A 17,501-nucleotide genomic window follows, 5' to 3' on the forward strand; every position below is an offset into this window, starting at 1 on the left:
TGCTCATGCAGATTTGACTGCACTCCGCTCCTCCTTCATCAGCTTCACGCAACCTTCTCGGTGCTGAAAATCCAACTTTTTGAACTATTATTTTAAGCTTACACTTTTAATCTATAAAATGCTCAAATCCGTAAATCATTCCGGAGTACGTCATAACTTTTCGAATCGCAAGGGCAACGCCCGGCATATACGCTTCGCGATCGTAAGAATCGTGGCGAATCTTAAGGGCTTGTCCTTTCTCCGCCATCACAACTTCCTGCTGGGCAAAAATACCCGGCAGCCGCACACTATGTATTCTAAATCCGTTATAGTAGCCGCCGCGTGCGCCTTCGATCGTTTCCTCTTCTTTCGGATTGCCTTGGCGCAGTTCGCCGCGCACTTCCGAAATCAGCTCCGCCGTTTTCACCGACGTGCCTGACGGCGCATCCAGCTTCTGGTCGCCATGATATTCAATAATCTCCAGGTGCGGAAAATATTTCGAGGCCTGCGCCGCAAACTTCATCATGAGAATTGCGCCAATCGAAAAGTTCGGGGCGATCAAGCCGCCAATTTGACGCTCCTGGCACAGCTTGTCCAGCTCTGCGATCGCTTCCTGCGTAAATCCCGTCGTCCCCATAACGGGACGAATGCCCAGCTCGATCGCCAGCTTCGTGTGAGACACCGCTGTATGCGGACCTGTGAAATCGACGACGACATCTGGTCTCACTTCCGTCAAAGCTTGCTGAATATCGTTGCGCATGGTCACCCCGCAAGGCTCCAGACCTACCATAGTGCCCAAATCGATAGGTCCGGAGGAGCGGTCCATCCCCGCAACGAGCTCCATATCGGATTCTTTCAGTACGGTTTTCACCACTTCCCGGCCCATGCGGCCGCTGGCTCCGATAACTGCAACTCGTATTTTATGCTCCATGTCATCCATATCTCCTTTAGATCAGATCGTCGTTAAGTCGATGTCAGCTTGCCCTTGTAGAGTGTCGCTTGCTGATTCGCAAGCTCGTGATGAGGCTCAAGCCGAACAGCATCCATCGCAGCTTGATAAGCTCTCGTATAATCGCCGCGCAGCGCAAAAGCTTCTCCTAGAATAAGATACGCCCCAATCGCCAACGGATCAAGCGTTATTGCTTCTTTGAGCAAAAAAATCGCCCGCTCGCTATGCGCAGCTTCCGGATTTAAGTGCTTGCGCGCTTCCTCTACAAGCTCTCTGGCATGCAGCATCTGCAGATGATAAGCATACGTTTCATTGTCTCCCGCCAGTTGAATGGCTATGGATGCGTGCTCTACAGCTTTCGCCAGCTTGTTGCCACGCGCAAACGTGATCGACAGCTTGTAGTGGTAATCCGCATTGGAAGGGTCCTGAGCAATCGCTTTTTCAAACCATTCAATGGCTTTTTCAAAATCGTGGCCGAGTATCGATTCGTATGCTTTTTGAATTTGATTTTCTCCGTTCACCTTCCCATCCTCCTTTGCCAAAGCGGTTTTACCCGTTGCCGGGGATGGTATAGCTTATGAAGATGACTACGTTTCGGTGTTAATTTTAGTCCAACGGCCCGCGTCGCGCGTATTGAATTTATGCATGACTTTTTCGTGGGCTTCCGTCAGATCGATCCCCAGCGAGTTCGCAAAACAGATCGTAATAAACAAAATATCCCCAAGCTCCAGTTCGATCGAATTATCCGCTTCCGAGCTCTTCTTCGGCTTTTCGCCGTATGTATGATTGACTTCGCGGGCAAGTTCGCCCACTTCCTCGGACATTCTGGCCAGCATCGCCAGCGGACTGAAATATCCTTCCTTGAACTGGGAAATATAAGTATCAACCTCTTGTTGAAGGTCTTTTAACGTGCGTTCCGACATTCGCATTCCTTCTTTCATTTTTGGCGCGATCCCAAATTAATTAACCTGTTTTGGGAATCGCGACGTACATGCCTATCATCCCTATGTTAAACTAAACGAGAATCGTTGACAAATTTTTTTGGACAGGTTGCCTGTTCATGCTTACGGAGGCGCAGTATGTTCATCAAAGATAAGCTTGGCGGCCAGCTTCTGAACGGTCTTGGCATTGGGATCGGTACCGCAATTTACGCTTTTGGCCTGCATTACTTCGTCATCTCAAACGAGCTGATGGAAGGCGGGATCACGGGTATTTCACTTTTATTAAAATATGTCCTAAACGTGCCGCCCTCGATCTCGACGCTCGCTTTGAACATTCCGCTGTTTTATCTCGGATGGCGTAATTTCGGCAAAGGCCCGATGGCGTACACGATCTTCGGCGTCATCTCGCTCTCCTTCTTCCTCTGGATGATGGAGCAATGCATCAAGTTAGGGTGGATCGTCCCGTTTCATACGACGCAAGACTATTTCCTCGCTACCCTCTACGCTGGCATCACGCTGGGGACAGGACTTGGCCTTGTCTTTCGCTACGGGGGAACGACCGGCGGCTCCGACATCGTCGCCCGCATCGGGCATAAACGGCGGGGCTGGAGCGTAGGACAAGTGATTCTCATTATCGACGTCGTCGTCATCGGTTCCTCGCTCATTTATTTGCCGCAGGAAAAAGTGCTGTACTCGCTCGTCGCGGTTTTCGTCACCTCACGGCTTATTGATTACATTTCGGAAGGGGCTTATGCAGCCAAAGCGTTCACCATCATTAGCGAAAAAGCCCAGGAGCTCGCCGCCTCGATTACCAAGGAGTTGGATCGCGGGGTGACGCTGTTCCCCGCCCGGGGCGCTTATTCGGGCAATAACAAGGAAGTCGTCTATTGCGTCGTCTACCGGCATGAGACAAGACGTCTTCGCGAGCTCATCCATGCCATTGACGCGAGTGCCTTCATTATTATCGGTGAAGTGCACGACGTGATCGGCGAAGGCTTTAAAACGCCTACCTGAGCAAACAGCAAAAAGTCCCCGTGAGCCATCACTTCGGCCCGTCGGGGACTTTCTTATTTGTGCATTTATTTTTCAATCTCGCCCGCTGCTTTCGACTTGACCGAAACGATGTTTCGGCCGGTCTGATACATGCGCCAGCCAACATAGGACAGCACGCTCACGATGATAAGTCCCATGCCCAGCGTCCACAGAATCGGCTGCTTCGGATCCATCAACGGCACAACGGCGATGGCGTCCTTGTGCTTCATAAACAGTTCATCAAGTACGCGATTCAGCTGCTCGAGCCCCGATGTCAACTCATTCGTTTTCATCGGCGTTGCCGTTACATTCGTATGGATAAAGGCAAGCAACGAATCAAGCTGCGTAACCGCCGTCTCGTCGCGGCTAATCACGAGGGAAGGATGTACGATGTCCACATGCTGGGCAAGCTTGCCAAGCGCCTGCTGTGCCTCACCCTGCTTGTTCGCCTTGACTGCCATACTTAGCTGGCTTACATCGTTTTGCAGCACTTTATAGTATTGCAGCCACATCGGCTGGTTTTTATGAGAAAGCGCATCGATGGCCAAACGGATTTTGGCTGCCGCCACCTGCCCCACTTCAGGCGAGTACTTGATGTTGTTAAAAACGAGTTCAGCTCCGGTCACCGTTTCAGTCAGAGCGTTCATTCCCGCCACCGTGGTGATCCCCTCGAAACGAATCGTCGGAATCATTTGGGCAATTTGCAGCAGTTTATCTCGCGCCTCGACAACTTGTCCATCCATTGTCAAATTGTACATGACACCTGCCAGTCCGTCCAAATAAGCAATGCGTTCTTGTTGAACGGGATCCGCCGGCTTCAAAGCTTGTCCATTCGTTTGCACGGCCGCTCCGCACGCAGTAAATACACTTATGATAAACGCGAGACAAAGCAGCAAGCCTGCGCTTCTTCTCTTCTGAGTCCAATTCATCGGACATCCCCTCCTTCCACATCATATGGAGGTTCGTCCACAATTAGACCACTACGAAGTGACTTTTACACGCTCTACTTCTTTCTTTCGCCTAAGAAAAACGCAAGTGGCTGCAATCCAAATACCAATGATGCTCAAGCTTACTGTAAAAAATTGAATCGTATCCAGATATGGATGCAGCTCTTGCGGCAATCTTGGAAAAACGCCCCGCTCGTAATCCATAAAGTCGTTGCTGAATGTCCAGATAGCGACCAGCACAATCGCCGGAATCCGGAAAGAGAACCACCGGACAAAGAGCAGCGCCTCAACCGCCATCGCCAAATGAGACATCGTCAGCATCCAACCGTCCCATTCCACCGGTACGCCTTGCAGCGCTCCCCACCAGATCATCGTAACCGCCCAAATGCCATATTTAAAAGAAGTAATTAACGCAAACGCTTCAACAAATGCCCTGAACGCCTGCGCGATTTTGGATACCGGCCGTTTTGAATACGCATCCAAAAGCAAGTAGCCTACGGCGATGGTAAAAAACAAGCTGGCCGTCGGGCTATCCGGCACAAAATAGACGTACCAGATCGGATCATCCGCGATCGTATCCACCATTTGGCCCCAATACCATTCGTACCCATAAATCGTGCCTAGCAAATTGCAAATGAATAAAAGCCATAGCATTTTCTTACTAAGCAGAAATTGTTTGCTCCACAGGACCGATAGGGACATGCCGCTCCTCCTTCTGTTTCAAAAAAAACCTGATCACTTTCGCGATCAGGTTTCATGTTTTTATTGAGTTTTTTGCATTGCTAACCAGTTCGCCAGCTTATCGATGTCCGCGTCTGTCAGACCTTTATCGATGTTTGGCTTATACATGGACGGCATGTTGCCTTTACCGTTTTTGATAATACCCAAAATGTCGTCTTTCGTATGCGTATCACCAACACCCAGTAAGGCAGGAACGCCGGAAGCCGGCATACCTTTCAATTGCGCGCCGTGGCAAGCAAGACATGTTGCTTTTTTGTAGATCTCAGCGCCAGGATCGTCAGCAGCGACGATAGCAGCCGCTTTCTTCGTTTCCTTGGCACCGCCACCTGCCGTTGTTTTGCCGGCATGCAGTTCTTCTTCACGTTTGATGTGCTCAGGAATGATGTTTTTCTCTTTCAACTCCACTTGGTAATGCGACCAAGACACATAGGTCAAGTAAGAGCAAGTGATCAGAGACATAATCATCAATGCGGATGCAATCGGTCTTCTATAGAAGCGACGCTCTTTGCCAGTGTCCAGGAACGGCGCCAGCAGCAAGCTTCCGAAGAGCAGACCCGGAACCCCGACAACCCCTAATACAACATAGCTGCCCGAAGTGTAAGGGTATTTCAGCAGTTGATACATGAACAAGAAATACCAGTCCGGCATCGGAATGAATGCCGTATTTTTCGGATCCGCTGGATAACCGAGCGGAGCCGGATCAGACATAACCAGTACTAGAATACCAACAAGTACGACAACCCCAACCATCCATTCTTTTAACAAAAAGTTTGGAATGAAAGCTTCAGATTTTCCCGGATACGCGGAATAATCTGTAGGCTTCAGGCGTTGCTCTTGCGTTTTTTTTCTTACGCGGGAGTCCCCAACGTAAACGATTTTTTCATCAGACTTATGACCATGCGCCACGCTATTCGCCCCTCCCTAAATTATAGCGGTCCGGAAATACCTTGTTTGCGAATCATAAAGAAGTGTCCGGCAAGCAAAGCGAGCAGTACGCCAGGCAAGAAGAATACGTGGATCGCGAAGAAACGAGTCAGCGTTTGCGCACCTACGATGCTTCCCCCTTGCAGCAATGTCTCGATATACGGACCAATGAAAGGTACGGATGCAGCAATCTTCATCCCTACTTGGGTAGCAAAGTATGCTTTGTTATCCCAAGGCAGCAGGTATCCCGTGAAGCCAAGACCTAACATAACGAAGAAAATGAGCATTCCCACAACCCAGTTCATTTCACGAGGAGCTTTGTAAGAACCTGTAAAGAACACGCGCAGAGTATGTAAGAACATCATTACGATAACCAAACTCGCTCCCCAGTGGTGCATACCGCGCACGATAACACCGAAAGCGACTTTATGTTGTAAGTAGTCAACACTCGCATAAGCGTTGATAATATCAGGTGTGTAGTACATCGTCAAAAACATACCTGAAAGAATTTGGATCACTGTGATGAAAAACGTCAGTCCGCCAAAGCAGTACACGAAAGCGGAGAAATGGTGAGCAGGGTTAACGTGCTCTGGCACCTCGTGATCTGCTACATCCCTCCACATAGGCGTAATATCAAGACGTTCGTCAATCCAGTTGTATACATTTTTAAACATCTGACTGTGACGCCCCCTTATACTCTAGTGTTAGCATGCAGTTGTCCAACATAAACGAAACCGTTCTCTACTTTTGTCGTATACTCGTCCAACGGCTTTGGAGCTACGGCAAGGTTCTTGCCATCTTGCGTGTAGTGCGCTCCGTGACATGGGCAGAAATACTGGTCTTTGTAAGCAGGGTTATCGTTCCAGTTGACCGTACATCCAAGGTGCTTACATGTTGGATTTAGTGCGAAGATCTTTCCGTCACTGCCCTTGGAGATCCACGCTACCAGTTCAGCATCGCTTTCATACCAGCCATCCACTTGATGAATTTGGAATGTAAAGGCTTGCGGTGCATTTGTGATCTTGCTTTCCTCGACAACCTTCACCCAATCCGCTGCCTTCGACTTCTGAAGGACCGGATCAATCGCAAACCGTACCATCGGAACGATGATACCGGCAGCCATGAATCCGCCAGCGCCGCCTAGGGTGTAAGAAAGAAATTGTCGACGAGACATTTCGCGTTTGGTCCCGGGTTTCTTCCCATGCTGTTCTTCTTTGTGATTGTTATGATCACTCATTCTCAGGTCTACCCTCCTACATTGGCTGAAGCCCGAACCCTCTCGAGCATCAGTTACCTCTATCACGTGTCGTTCGACATTACACTACATATTACTAGGACATTACTAATAATAGCCTACGACTACTAGGTCGTCAAGAATTCGGAACTCCTTTTCAACCTGTGAATTTTGCGCTTTCAGACAAAGTTTAACGAAATTGTCACAACTTTATGAAAGCCACTTTCATCCATTACTCCCCTTATCTTGCGCAATTTTTTTCCATTAATACACGGATTCTTGAAGTTAATCCACCGGATACCAGAGACGCTGAATATGCTGAGAAATGCTTGATTTCACCAGTTCCGCCTCATTTGCCCACTGCGCCCAGTCAAGCGCAATCAGCAAATCGATATGCACGGTCTCCCATTCGACCGCCTCCGTAAGCAGCGTCAATACGATGACATGTTTGAATCCGCTCGCTTTTATTTGTTCCGCAAGTGCTTCTGCCTGCTCGTTCGCGTTCACGCCGGTTATGTAATGGAGCGTCGGATAGGTCACCACTCGGCCTTTATAAGGTGCTTCGATCATATCCAGCGCGTCTTGAAGGCGCTCCAGCGCTTGCGTTACGGCAAGCGGTTCCTCACTCCCCGTTAAGCCTGTCACAGGAAGCAGGCAAGTATCTAAATACGGTTTTAACTCCGGCCATTGTGCGGCATCAACTTCATGAAACTTCAAGGTGTCGCCCTCCCTATTCTTTACCAAAACAAAGTCGAGTATGTAGCAATCAATCAACTTGTACTTTAAAGCGAACTTGCATCGCTGTCAATGAAAAGGGCACACGCACAACAAAAAGACACGTGAATGCTCATTCACATGTCTGCCTTTGACGTTAATTCGCTGTCCGCTCCTCTAGCCAAGCGATTGCAGCAGCCTTAGCTCGGAAGTGAGCGCCAGGAAAGACGGCTGGTCTCCCTTCGCTAACGCACGGTCGATTTCTTTATACAAATTTTCTTCTCTATGTTTGCGTATGGCCTGATCCCAAATCATTTCCGCGAAAAGTGCCAGCAGCGCATCGTTAGATACATTCATTTTTCCCATGAGACCTACCTCCAAATGTTGTCCGCGGTTTGTCAGGAGCTTCTTTTTCGCAAAAATATTTGTGTTTGGATAGGTTGCTGTATGCCTCCCCATTTAGCTGCTCCTATTACATCATATTCATTTGCATAACGGGCGCTTCCTTCAAAAGCCCGCTTGCCCTTGAATGTGCCTTTACCCAGATGTAGGTGAAGCTGATCAGAAAAGCACGACTTTATCTTCTTCCGAAATGCTTGTCCCCTGAATGATGCGGGATCCAAGCTTGGTAACTTGTACGACGGCGCCCTGCGTCTCATCTTCCCCGATACGAACTAGACCTAGATGCATCAGCATTTGAAGTAAGCGCTGCTCTACAATTGATGCGGAGCTGTCGTAGTAGTAAGGTTTGACCAATTGGCTGAGTAAGTCAACCAACGAAGCGACTGTTACCCAAGAGCCACATAGCCGCTCAATCCATGCCACCATGCTTTGAATGTTGGGAATTGGATTTTTGTACAAGCGCAGCCAGAAGCGGTAGACGTCTTCCGGACTCTCCTTTTTTCCTTCTATTAAACGCGCTTGTCCTTCCTCCGTAATCCGAAGCTGATAATCGTGCTCACTGATCCATTGCCGATAATAGCAATAATCATAAATGAGAGAAAAGCGATTCGGATACTCTTTGAACATTCGCCCATAACCAAAGCGCCAGGCCCCTTTGCCAATCATGTCTTCTTGCACGGACAATACGCCGAGCACTTGCTGCAGCTGCCGCTTGTACATGAAGCCTTCGGCCGTCAGCGGAATTTGCTGCGCCTGAGATACAAGTGTGAGAAAATGAAAGATGTCTTCCACCACAAGCATTTGCTCATCCCGATAGACCGAAGGTTCCGATGTGGTCTGCAGCACTCCCTTGAATTTCGCCGCAAGCACATCCGCGAACCGGCGTTTCATATCCTTGGGCACATGAAACAAATACTTGGTTTGTTGGGAGTAGCCATTAAACAACCAGCCTAACCGTTTGAATTTCACGATCATATCGCGCGGGTTCCAGGTCTCGGACTCCTCCTTTTGAAATCGGGACTGCTGAACTCTAGCGACCAGCTCTTCCATGCTGAAAGCGTTGCGAGGATCGGAGAGTAAAGAATTGAGAAACCGGATGTCTTCCAGGCTCAGCCCCTGGATGTGTTTTTCAAAAATTTCCTTGCGCAGCGCCGTGCTCAGAATCGACTGAATCAATTCATGCTTGGAATGACCGTTGCATTCGCATTCGTATGTATGGGCAATGCGGCCCAATTCATGAATATCGGCATAACTGAGCATATCCGCCAAGTTCATTTCCACCCTGTATCCCCTCCTTCCGAAGCTGCGAGGCTCCGCTCTTTCTAGTAACCATTATGGGATGATTTCCCAAAAATATTCCGTATAAACCAAAAAAACATGGCCTTTCATAGGCCATGTTCGAGACTTATTTATTCATTTTGGAGATGCGCCAGGCAGTTATAGAGCTGCAATTCCCAGCCGGCTTCGCCGCGCAGCAAGATCGTAAGTGACGTGTTCTTCAGGAATGATTCAGGTTCCATTCTCAGCTCGCGTAAAATTTGAACGATGAAGCCGCCGTGCGAGACTAATAGCAGCTTGCCGTTAGGATAGGCCAGCAGCAGTTCTTGCTCGAGTTCGATCCATCTGGACCACAGCTCCTGATCGGTTTCCTGTCCAATGTCCAGCTTCTTCCAATCGACACCCCAGCGCGCTTCACGCTCTTCGGCTGTCGTCCCCTCCGCTTGTCCATAGCTGCGCTCTCTCAACCTGCGATCTTCGCGAAGCAGCGGAATGCCGGATTCAGCGGCAATAATTTGCGAAGTTTCTCTCGCCCGCTTCAAATCGCTGCAGATGATGCCGTCCCACTTTTCCCCGGCAAGGCGTCGGCCAAGCTTTCTGGCCTCTTCGCGGCCTACTTCTGTCAAATCCGTGTCCAATTGTCCCTGCAATTTGCCGAGCTGATTCCATTCCGTGCTTCCGTGCCGCACAAACCCAAGCATTGTCATTCTGTCTAACACTCCATTCGCATTCGATATAAATGAAAAATGCCCCGTGCTGGAGCATTAATGTTTCGTACGTGATAACCAGTTCATAATGATAATTGTCGCTGTCAGCCCCAAAAGTGAAATGACCAGCAAATAATGCGGATAAGAATGAATCGGCCCTACATGAAACCGGAGAGGCTCCATAAAGCTGGGATTCAGGCTGGCAACTGCGTCGCCGAGCTTATGCCCATTCATCGACTCGGTGTCTGGTGATTTGAGCGCTTGCGGCGCTTGTAAATCGAAGATCGAGTTATCAGCCGACGCCATCGTTGTCTGCGGCGAGCCTTCGTACACGATCGCAAACAAGAAGCTGAAAATAAACAGAGCCAAACAGAAAGCAATCACAGCCGTTAAATTACGTCTTAATCTATAGGAAATGTTATAGAGTCGCTCGGACACGGGAATGCGCCAAGATTCGTCTTCATATATGCGATCCATGACTTTACCGGAAATCACAGGCTCATAGCTCGCCAGCTCCTGCTCGTCCGCGGCAGTGCGAATAAGCACCATGCTTTCTTCCCACATTTGAAATTCTTCCGCGCATGCCGGACACTTCAGCAAGTGCGCATCAACAGCTTTCCGACGCAGGTCATCATTCGGCAAGTCCCAATACACCCCAAATAACTCCTGAATCTCATTACATGTCATCGTAGTCATCCCTTCGATTCTTCGAATATCGGTTCACTGATATAAGGGTCCAAATGCAATTTCACAGAAGCCCTTGCCCGGAACAACAACGATTTGACCGAGCTTACCGTTTGGCCGAGGATATTCGCAATTTCCTGATAATCCATTTGATCGTATTCCCGTAAAATTAATGCGGAACGCTGCTTCTCCGGCAGGCTGTTGATCGCCTCGCGCACCATCGAGACCTTCTCATTGCGCAGCATCGTCTGCTCCGGCATGGCATCCAGAGACGCGTGTGGCGTAAGACCGCTTTGCTCCAGCGAAACCTGAACGCTTTTGTTCTTGCGCAATTCGCTGAGCACGGTGTTGCGCGCAATCGTATACAGCCACGTAGAGAAAGAAGCTTCGATCTCACGGAACGAATGCAAGCTGCGATACGCTTTATAGAAAGTTTCATTGCAGAGATCTTCTGCGATTCCTTCCATCGCCGTACTTTTTAACATGTGAAAAATGAAGGCAAGGATTTTCCGCTCGTAACGACGCATAAGTTCGTTATAGAGCTGAACATTTCCATCCTTGATTTCGCGGATCAATTGGGAATCGGTCATTACGTGGCGACCCTCCTAGCGGTTCCGGGGTACCACTCCAACTGCTCATATTGGTTAGACTGAGGTTGGAGTGAAAAGTTGCGATCTATTTGTAAAAAAAGTATGAATGCATTTTTAAGCAGAGATGTGGCCTAATAGTATTTCGAGCTTGAAGGCAAAAATCCTGCTACTTTCGACAAATTGCCCAATAAAGTTCACATTCGGTACATCAGATCATATATATGCAGCTAAACACAAAAAAAAACCGCCGAATCGGCGGTTGCACTTATGGTGCGATTATCGGATAGGAGTGGAGAGAAACCATACTGTACTTTTATTATATGTATACGGTTTCATTTTGTCAACACTTTTTTGAAAACGTTTACGAAGCATGGAAATGGCGACCGGCTTGAGGACCGTTTGCTTCATTTCTCGCTGCTCGTTTAATTAAATTGCAAATGGAATAAGGACGTATATAAGGGCTCCCCGCGTTAATTCGCGGAATTTGCATTGGGTCTCCTGCAAAATCCGTGATGCCGTTTGTTGTTGTAAAGCCGAATTTAATCCCTGCTTGCTGCAACAGCGCGATCGTCTGTGCATCGTAGCTGCCATACGGATAAGCGTAACCATTCACTTCCCTGGCTGCGTTCAGCTCGTTCAGCTTTGCAATCATCGTCTGTGTATCCTGTGAAATTCTGGATTTGAATTGATCGTCCGTCTCCTGAACGCCTTGCTGGGCCAGCTTGTTCGTTAAGAACGGCTTGCCATCCTGCATTTGATGAAGGGAATCCGAATGACCTTGAAATTCAATCTTGGGGAAATCTGCACGAATACGCTTGATTTCTTCTTTGGACAGGGCGTGCAGTTTCGGAGCGGTTGGATCGTCAAGATCTTTGGTGATCACAAAATTCACGGCAGGAATCCTCATGCGTTTGAGGACCGGATACGCGTAGGTCGCGAAACTTTCGTAGCCGTCATCGAACGTAATCAGCACGGCATTGTCCGGCACATCGGCGCCTTGGGTTTTAAAGCGTTTGAACTGATCGAACGAAATGAACATAAAACCGTCGCGTTGGAGCGCTTCCAGTTGACGTTCAAATAGTTTCGGCGTAATGGTCACCGACCCTTGTACGTCCGGATCAAGATGATGGTACACCAGTACTGCCACTTGCTTGGAATAATAAACATCCTTTTCACTGGCGACAATCGGGGTAAAATTCATAATGACAATGACAAAGGTAAGCATGCCGATCCACATAATCCTTGCTTTCACATCGTTCGCCCCATGACTTATAAAAGTTATAAAAACTGATAGCGATTTATTATAGCATGGGACTTAAGACCTGAGAATACGTCTTTTAATAAGAAAATGTAATAAACCGACATGCCGCCGGATAAGGAGATCTCCCCCGCGCATGTCGGTTTATGTCGGAATGTCATTTATACGTGAACCGCATACTGCTCTCCAAGAAGTTCGGAGGCGCGATCCGCTTCCTCCTGATTGCGGAAGGACAAGCGAAGTATGCCCGGAACATCTTCACGGCTTTCGATAATTTGAAGATTACTGAGATTAATCCGGGCATTCCCCAGCAGAGTTGCAATGGACCCGATAATGCCCGGGTGGTCCGGTACATCGACATAAATATCGTATAAGGACGTGAGCATGCCTTTGCGGCGTTCAGGCAGCTTGCCGCGAAATTCGCCGGAGAGGCGGAATTGTTCGGCAATCCCCTCCCCGTCGCTTTGCTCAATCAATTGGATAAAACGCGCAATCTCGCCGTTCCAGTCCTTGAGCAGCTTCAGCAGCACCTCGCGATTGTTCACGAGAATGTCGCGCCAGATGCTTGGTTCGCTGGCCGCGATTCGCGTAATATCCCGGAACCCGCCTGCCGCGAGATTTTGGTACAGCGGGTTCGTTTCATTATACACGCGGACTTGATTCACTAAGGCGACAGCAATAATATGCGGCAGGTGGCTGATCGCGCCGACGATTTCATCGTGCTCGCGGGCATCGACTCGAACGACCTGCGCTTTGGTCTCACTAAGGAAAGCTGTCAAACGGTCTACTTCCCGCTCCGGCGTGCCTTCTGCCGGCGTCAGCACGTAGAAGGCATTCTCAAATAAATGGGACGATGCAGCCTCTACGCCGTGCCGTTCCGAACCCGCCATCGGATGACCGCCGATGAAGTAGACGCCTTCTTTTACCAAAGCTGCGGCGCTTTCCGTCACGGACGCCTTCGTACTCCCAACATCCGTAATGATGCAGCCTGGCTTCAGCGGCAGCTCTACAAGCTGCTTCACATAATCCTCCAGATTGCCTACCGGGACGCACAGGAATAAATAATCTGCGTCCTGTACAGCTTCCGCCATCGACGTCGTGGCAATGTCCACGACGCCGCGCTTAAGCAGCTTCTCCACGGACTTCGGATTTGGCGAATGACCAACGACCGTATACCCGGGCTTTCCTTTATAACATAAGGCAAGTGATCCACCGATCAGCCCTACACCGAAAATCGCTATCTTCGTCATGAAATCAACCTTTGTAAATGGAATTAGGCCTCTACAGGCACCTCAGCCAGCACTTCTTTCAGTGCGGCGATGAATTTTTCATTCTGCTCGCGAGAACCGATGGTCACGCGCAGCGATGTCGGGAAGCCGAGCATATGGCCTCCGCGCACGATCAACCCGCGGCGCAGCAAGCCGTTAAACACCTCAGCGGCTGGACGCTGGACATCAACCATGATAAAGTTGCCATGCGCCGGGAATGCAGAAAGACCAAGCTCTTGGAACTGTTCGTTCAAGTACTTAAGACCGGCTGTGTTCGCTTCGCGGCAGTTCGCAATGAACTCCTTGTCTTGAATCGATACCAGCGCGGCAGCCTGTGCAAATCGCGTTGTATTAAACGGCTCGCGCACTTGATTGATCGAGCGGATGACATCCGGATGCCCGATGCCGTAGCCGATACGAAGCGATGCCAAACCGTAGATTTTGGAGAACGTCCGCAGCGAAATCACATTTTTGTACTGCCCGATCAGCTCGATGCTGTTCGGGAATTCTCCCGTCGTGTTGTACTCGCAGTAAGCTTCATCGAGGACAACGATCACGCTGGCAGGTACTTTCGCCAGGAACGCTTTGATTTCCGCATCTGTGTTCATCGTGCCTGTCGGGTTGTTCGGGTTGCAAATCCACACGATTTTCGTCTTTTCCGTAATTGCGGCAGCCATAGCATCCAGATCGTGTGTACCGTCTTTGAGCGGCACTTCAATCGAAATCGCGCCTTCGATTTCACAGTTGTGCTTGTATTGCGGGAACGTGTGCGAAGCCATGACGGACTCGTCGCCAGGCACAAGGAACGCGCGCGCCAGCATCAAAATGACTTCGTCCGAGCCTGCGCCGAAAATAAGCTGGTTCGTTTCCACGCCAAGCTCCTTCGCCACACCTTCCGTTAATTGCACAGCGCCGCCATCGGGATACAGAGAGATGTTGGCGATTTCCGCTTCGATCGCAGCTTTGACGCGCGGTGACGAACCAAACGGATTTTCGTTGGAAGCGAGCTTAATCACTTCCTTGAGGCCAAGCTCGCGCTTGACTTCTTCAATCGGCTTGCCAGGTTGATAGACGGGTAAATGGATAATCGACTGTTTCGGTTGCATGAAGTCACCTCATTGAATGTAGATCGAAATATTGTCCTAACCTTTTAATTGTCCTACGAATTGACGAATTTGTCCCAAGCCTTCCGGATGCGCAGCGTCCGCAGTGAGGTGCGGAAGCGCGCCTTCAATCGTTCTTACAATCGCGCTGCCCACAACGACGCCGTCGCACAGCGACTCAAAGCGCTTTACCTGCTCGCGATTCGAGATCCCGAAGCCGACGACAATCGGCACGGTCGCCGCTTCGCGCACGGTGGACAGGAAATCTTCGATGCCGCCGAAAAACTCCGCGCGCTCGCCGGTTACGCCCAGCGAGGACACGCAGTACACAAACCCGCGCGCCCCTGCCGCGATGCGCTTCACGCGCTCGTTGGACGTTGGCGCTACGAGCGGAATCAAGTGTACGCCGTACGTTTCGGCAACCGCACGTGCCTCGCTGTCCTCTTCCAGCGGAAGATCGGGAATGATAATGCCGCTGATTTCATTTTCCTGCATCGTCTTAAAGATGCGCTCCAGGCCGATTTGCAGCACCGGATTGTAATAGGTGAAGAGGATGAAAGGCAGCTTGGAGCCGCGGCTGCGCGCCTCACGAGCGACGCCGATGACGTCGAAGATCGAGATTTTGCGCTGCAGCGCACGCTCCGAGGAACGTTGAATAACAGGTCCATCCGCAAGTGGATCGGAATACGGCACGCCAAGCTCCATCAGGTCGGCACCCGCTTTTTCCATCTCCAGAATCAGTTCCAAAGACGCTTCAATCGAAGGGTCACCAATGGTCAAAAAAGGAATCAGCGCAGTTTCCCCGCGCTCTTTCAGTTCTGCAAAGCGGCTGTCGATACGGTTCATCGCTTATTCCTCCTCCTTGCCCAAGTAGCCAATAATCGATTCTACGTCTTTATCGCCGCGTCCGGACAAGGAAACCACGATAATCTGGTCCTTCGACATCGTCGGAGCCAGCTTCAACGTATGCGCAATCGCATGCGCACTCTCCAACGCAGGAATAATGCCTTCCGTGCGGCTCAGTAATTGCAGCGCATCCAGCGCTTCCTTATCCGTGATCGGGAAGTACGTCGCACGCTCGATGTCCTTGAGGTACGCATGCTCAGGCCCGATGCCCGGGTAATCCAGCCCTGCGGAAATTGAATGCGCCGGCAATACTTGGCCATACTCATCCTGCAGCAAGTAGCTTAGGGAGCCTTGGAAAACGCCCTGCGTTCCCTTCGTCATTGTAGCGGCATGTTCCTCAGTTTCGACACCGCGTCCAGCCGCTTCAACGCCGATCAGCTTCACGCCTTCATCCTGCACGAACGGATAAAAAATACCCATCGCGTTGCTGCCGCCGCCTACGCAAGCAACAACCGCGTCCGGAAGACGGCCTTCCGCTTCCAGGATTTGCTCGCGGGACTCATCGCCGATAACTCGTTGAAAATCGCGCACCATCATCGGGTATGGATGCGGTCCTGTAACCGAACCCAGGATGTAATACGTATCCTGCACATGGCTGACCCAATAGCGCAGCGTCTCATTGCACGCGTCTTTGAGCGTACGCGTGCCGGACGTAACCGGAATTACTTCCGAGCCAAGCAGCTTCATACGGAACACGTTCAGCTGTTGACGCTTCGTATCCTCTTCGCCCATGAACACTTTGCATTCCAGTCCCATGAGGGCCGCAACCGTCGCCGAAGCAACGCCATGCTGCCCTGCGCCCGTCTCGGCAATCACTTTCTTCTTGCCCATCCGCTTCGCGAGAACCGCTTGTCCGATGGTGTTGTTGATTTTATGAGCACCGGTATGGTTCAAATCTTCCCGCTTCAAATAAATCTTAGCGCCGCCCAAAAGCTCCGTCAAACGCTCCGCGTAATACAGCGGGGTCGGTCTGCCGGAATATTGCCGCTGCAAATAGCGGACTTCCGCAATAAAATCAGGGTCATCTTTATATTTGGCATAAGCTTCTTCGAGCTCAATCAGCGCGTTCATCAGTGTCTCAGGGACATAACGGCCGCCGAACTTACCGAATCTGCCATGCTGGTCAGGTACTTGCGTCACTTCCGAGTCACCCTTTCCACGAATGCTGTAATTTTAGCAGTATCTTTAACCCCGTCCGTCTCGACGGCGCTTGACACATCGACGCCGTCCGGAGCGTACGTTTCAATTAATTGATCAACATTATCAAGTTGAAGCCCGCCCGCTATCCATAGCGCCACGCCTACCTTACGCGTCCAATCCTTGTACACGGGAATGCAATCCCAGGCAAACGTCTTGCCCGAACCTCCGCCATAAACAGGGTCGAACGTATCTAGCAGTACAGCGTCAATCGTGCCGATATACGGATCTAACTGGGCCGCAACGGCTTCCGGAGTCGGAAGGCTCGCATCCGTCTTCGAAATTGAAACCGTTTTGCACACTTTTACGCCAAACGTAGCCCGAACCCACTGGCAGAACGCCGGCGTCTCCTGACTGTGAAGCTGCACAACGTCCAGCGGTGCAACCGACAAAATGCCCTGCAACTCTTCTTCGCTCGGATTCACAAAAACACCGACAGCCAGCGGCCTCTCTTGCCCGCTCACGCCCTGTTCACGCAGCACCGCAATCAGCTCTGCCGCCTTCTCCGGCGTCACCCGACGCTTGCTGGGTGCAAAAACAAAACCGATATGAGCTATCGGCAAATGTACGATTGATTTTAACACTTCAACGCTTTGAAGTCCACAAATTTTTACCGTTGGCGCTGTCGTCACAGTCATGTTTGTCGC

21 protein-coding genes are annotated in these 17,501 nt (G+C 50.3%); 1 reads left to right on the forward strand and 20 read right to left on the reverse strand.

Translation table 11 applies throughout. The features are described 5' to 3' along the window. Positions 1-106 precede the first annotated feature (106 nt). From dapB to ABE504_RS06850, 3 genes are all read right to left on the reverse strand, one after another. Positions 107-910: a 4-hydroxy-tetrahydrodipicolinate reductase gene (gene dapB, locus ABE504_RS06840; protein WP_430086269.1), complete on the reverse strand. Its 804-nt coding sequence runs from the start codon at positions 908-910 to the stop codon at positions 107-109. Positions 911-942: 32 nt separating this feature from the next. Then, on the reverse strand, positions 943-1,449 hold the full coding sequence (locus ABE504_RS06845; RefSeq protein WP_430086272.1) for a tetratricopeptide repeat protein: 507 nt from the start codon (positions 1,447-1,449) through the stop codon (positions 943-945). Between the two features lie 66 nt (positions 1,450-1,515). After that, complete coding sequence (locus ABE504_RS06850) at positions 1,516-1,851, reverse strand: nucleotide pyrophosphohydrolase (protein WP_126140515.1); 336 nt, start codon at positions 1,849-1,851, stop codon at positions 1,516-1,518. Positions 1,852-2,007: 156 nt separating this feature from the next. Between ABE504_RS06850 and ABE504_RS06855 the strand changes: the two genes are divergently transcribed. Continuing rightward, positions 2,008-2,883 (forward strand): YitT family protein, encoded by an 876-nt coding sequence (locus tag ABE504_RS06855; RefSeq protein WP_430086274.1) that lies wholly within the window; start codon positions 2,008-2,010, stop codon positions 2,881-2,883. 65 nt (positions 2,884-2,948) lie between these two features. Here the strand turns inward: ABE504_RS06855 and ABE504_RS06860 are convergent, their stop codons facing one another. The 17 genes from ABE504_RS06860 to ABE504_RS06940 all read right to left on the reverse strand — a co-directional run bounded on the left by ABE504_RS06860 (position 2,949) and on the right by ABE504_RS06940 (position 17,492). Continuing rightward, the gene (locus ABE504_RS06860) at positions 2,949-3,830 is read right to left on the reverse strand and encodes a sporulation protein YpjB (protein ID WP_430086277.1); all 882 of its coding nucleotides are present in this window, start codon (positions 3,828-3,830) and stop codon (positions 2,949-2,951) included. A gap of 51 nt (positions 3,831-3,881) precedes the next feature. After that, positions 3,882-4,550: a DUF1405 domain-containing protein gene (locus tag ABE504_RS06865; RefSeq protein ID WP_430086280.1), complete on the reverse strand. Its 669-nt coding sequence runs from the start codon at positions 4,548-4,550 to the stop codon at positions 3,882-3,884. 60 nt (positions 4,551-4,610) lie between these two features. Next, positions 4,611-5,495 (reverse strand): c-type cytochrome, encoded by an 885-nt coding sequence (locus tag ABE504_RS06870; RefSeq protein WP_430086283.1) that lies wholly within the window; start codon positions 5,493-5,495, stop codon positions 4,611-4,613. 20 nt (positions 5,496-5,515) lie between these two features. Continuing rightward, on the reverse strand, positions 5,516-6,187 hold the full coding sequence (gene qcrB, locus ABE504_RS06875) for a menaquinol-cytochrome c reductase cytochrome b subunit (protein WP_126140520.1): 672 nt from the start codon (positions 6,185-6,187) through the stop codon (positions 5,516-5,518). A gap of 17 nt (positions 6,188-6,204) precedes the next feature. Continuing rightward, a complete protein-coding gene (locus ABE504_RS06880) occupies positions 6,205-6,750 on the reverse strand; it encodes a ubiquinol-cytochrome c reductase iron-sulfur subunit (protein WP_430086287.1) in 546 nt (181 codons plus the stop codon). Positions 6,751-7,032: 282 nt separating this feature from the next. After that, complete coding sequence (locus ABE504_RS06885; protein WP_430086290.1) at positions 7,033-7,464, reverse strand: DUF2487 family protein; 432 nt, start codon at positions 7,462-7,464, stop codon at positions 7,033-7,035. 174 nt (positions 7,465-7,638) lie between these two features. Further along, positions 7,639-7,827 (reverse strand): IDEAL domain-containing protein, encoded by a 189-nt coding sequence (locus ABE504_RS06890; RefSeq protein ID WP_126140523.1) that lies wholly within the window; start codon positions 7,825-7,827, stop codon positions 7,639-7,641. Positions 7,828-8,022: 195 nt separating this feature from the next. Beyond that, positions 8,023-9,138 carry a hypothetical protein gene (locus ABE504_RS06895; protein WP_430087409.1) on the reverse strand — a complete coding sequence of 372 codons (1,116 nt, stop codon included), beginning with the start codon at positions 9,136-9,138 and terminating at the stop codon, positions 8,023-8,025. A 134-nt stretch (positions 9,139-9,272) separates the two neighbouring features. Then, positions 9,273-9,848, reverse strand: a complete 576-nt coding sequence (locus tag ABE504_RS06900; RefSeq protein WP_430086293.1) for a histidine phosphatase family protein — start codon at positions 9,846-9,848, stop codon at positions 9,273-9,275. A 57-nt stretch (positions 9,849-9,905) separates the two neighbouring features. Then, positions 9,906-10,535 (reverse strand): anti-sigma factor family protein, encoded by a 630-nt coding sequence (locus ABE504_RS06905; protein WP_430086296.1) that lies wholly within the window; start codon positions 10,533-10,535, stop codon positions 9,906-9,908. Positions 10,536-10,540: 5 nt separating this feature from the next. After that, positions 10,541-11,122 carry an RNA polymerase sigma factor gene (locus tag ABE504_RS06910; RefSeq protein WP_126140526.1) on the reverse strand — a complete coding sequence of 194 codons (582 nt, stop codon included), beginning with the start codon at positions 11,120-11,122 and terminating at the stop codon, positions 10,541-10,543. A 361-nt stretch (positions 11,123-11,483) separates the two neighbouring features. Further along, positions 11,484-12,374 (reverse strand): polysaccharide deacetylase family protein, encoded by an 891-nt coding sequence (locus tag ABE504_RS06915; RefSeq protein ID WP_430086300.1) that lies wholly within the window; start codon positions 12,372-12,374, stop codon positions 11,484-11,486. A gap of 167 nt (positions 12,375-12,541) precedes the next feature. Next, positions 12,542-13,630 (reverse strand): prephenate dehydrogenase, encoded by a 1,089-nt coding sequence (locus ABE504_RS06920; protein ID WP_430086302.1) that lies wholly within the window; start codon positions 13,628-13,630, stop codon positions 12,542-12,544. A gap of 23 nt (positions 13,631-13,653) precedes the next feature. Continuing rightward, a complete protein-coding gene (gene hisC, locus ABE504_RS06925) occupies positions 13,654-14,754 on the reverse strand; it encodes a histidinol-phosphate transaminase (protein WP_430086304.1) in 1,101 nt (366 codons plus the stop codon). 36 nt (positions 14,755-14,790) lie between these two features. Further along, on the reverse strand, positions 14,791-15,597 hold the full coding sequence (trpA, locus tag ABE504_RS06930; protein ID WP_430086307.1) for a tryptophan synthase subunit alpha: 807 nt from the start codon (positions 15,595-15,597) through the stop codon (positions 14,791-14,793). Positions 15,598-15,600: 3 nt separating this feature from the next. Beyond that, positions 15,601-16,797, reverse strand: coding sequence for a tryptophan synthase subunit beta (gene trpB / locus ABE504_RS06935; RefSeq protein WP_430086310.1), 1,197 nt, complete (start codon positions 16,795-16,797; stop codon positions 15,601-15,603). Further along, positions 16,794-17,492: a phosphoribosylanthranilate isomerase gene (locus tag ABE504_RS06940; protein WP_430086313.1), complete on the reverse strand. Its 699-nt coding sequence runs from the start codon at positions 17,490-17,492 to the stop codon at positions 16,794-16,796. Before ABE504_RS06940 ends, trpB begins: the two co-directional genes overlap by 4 nt. Positions 17,493-17,501 lie beyond the last annotated feature (9 nt).

Source organism: Paenibacillus oryzisoli, from assembly GCF_050467285.1.
Classification (GTDB): domain Bacteria; phylum Bacillota; class Bacilli; order Paenibacillales; family NBRC-103111; genus Paenibacillus_E; species Paenibacillus_E oryzisoli_A.

Coding starts and splice junctions, on each gene's coding strand:
- dapB (WP_430086269.1), bottom strand. CDS start 910: ATGGAGCATAAAATACGAGTTGCAGTTATCGGAGCCAGCGGCCGCATG.
- ABE504_RS06905 (WP_430086296.1), bottom strand. CDS start 10,535: ATGACATGTAATGAGATTCAGGAGTTATTTGGGGTGTATTGGGACTTG.
- ABE504_RS06900 (WP_430086293.1), bottom strand. CDS start 9,848: ATGACAATGCTTGGGTTTGTGCGGCACGGAAGCACGGAATGGAATCAG.
- ABE504_RS06860 (WP_430086277.1), bottom strand. CDS start 3,830: ATGAATTGGACTCAGAAGAGAAGAAGCGCAGGCTTGCTGCTTTGTCTC.
- qcrB (WP_126140520.1), bottom strand. CDS start 6,187: ATGTTTAAAAATGTATACAACTGGATTGACGAACGTCTTGATATTACG.
- ABE504_RS06940 (WP_430086313.1), bottom strand. CDS start 17,492: ATGACTGTGACGACAGCGCCAACGGTAAAAATTTGTGGACTTCAAAGC.
- ABE504_RS06865 (WP_430086280.1), bottom strand. CDS start 4,550: ATGTCCCTATCGGTCCTGTGGAGCAAACAATTTCTGCTTAGTAAGAAA.
- hisC (WP_430086304.1), bottom strand. CDS start 14,754: ATGCAACCGAAACAGTCGATTATCCATTTACCCGTCTATCAACCTGGC.
- trpA (WP_430086307.1), bottom strand. CDS start 15,597: ATGAACCGTATCGACAGCCGCTTTGCAGAACTGAAAGAGCGCGGGGAA.
- ABE504_RS06920 (WP_430086302.1), bottom strand. CDS start 13,630: ATGACGAAGATAGCGATTTTCGGTGTAGGGCTGATCGGTGGATCACTT.
- ABE504_RS06880 (WP_430086287.1), bottom strand. CDS start 6,750: ATGAGTGATCATAACAATCACAAAGAAGAACAGCATGGGAAGAAACCC.
- ABE504_RS06850 (WP_126140515.1), bottom strand. CDS start 1,851: ATGTCGGAACGCACGTTAAAAGACCTTCAACAAGAGGTTGATACTTAT.
- ABE504_RS06895 (WP_430087409.1), bottom strand. CDS start 9,138: ATGAACTTGGCGGATATGCTCAGTTATGCCGATATTCATGAATTGGGC.
- ABE504_RS06910 (WP_126140526.1), bottom strand. CDS start 11,122: ATGACCGATTCCCAATTGATCCGCGAAATCAAGGATGGAAATGTTCAG.
- ABE504_RS06890 (WP_126140523.1), bottom strand. CDS start 7,827: ATGGGAAAAATGAATGTATCTAACGATGCGCTGCTGGCACTTTTCGCG.
- ABE504_RS06855 (WP_430086274.1), top strand. CDS start 2,008: ATGTTCATCAAAGATAAGCTTGGCGGCCAGCTTCTGAACGGTCTTGGC.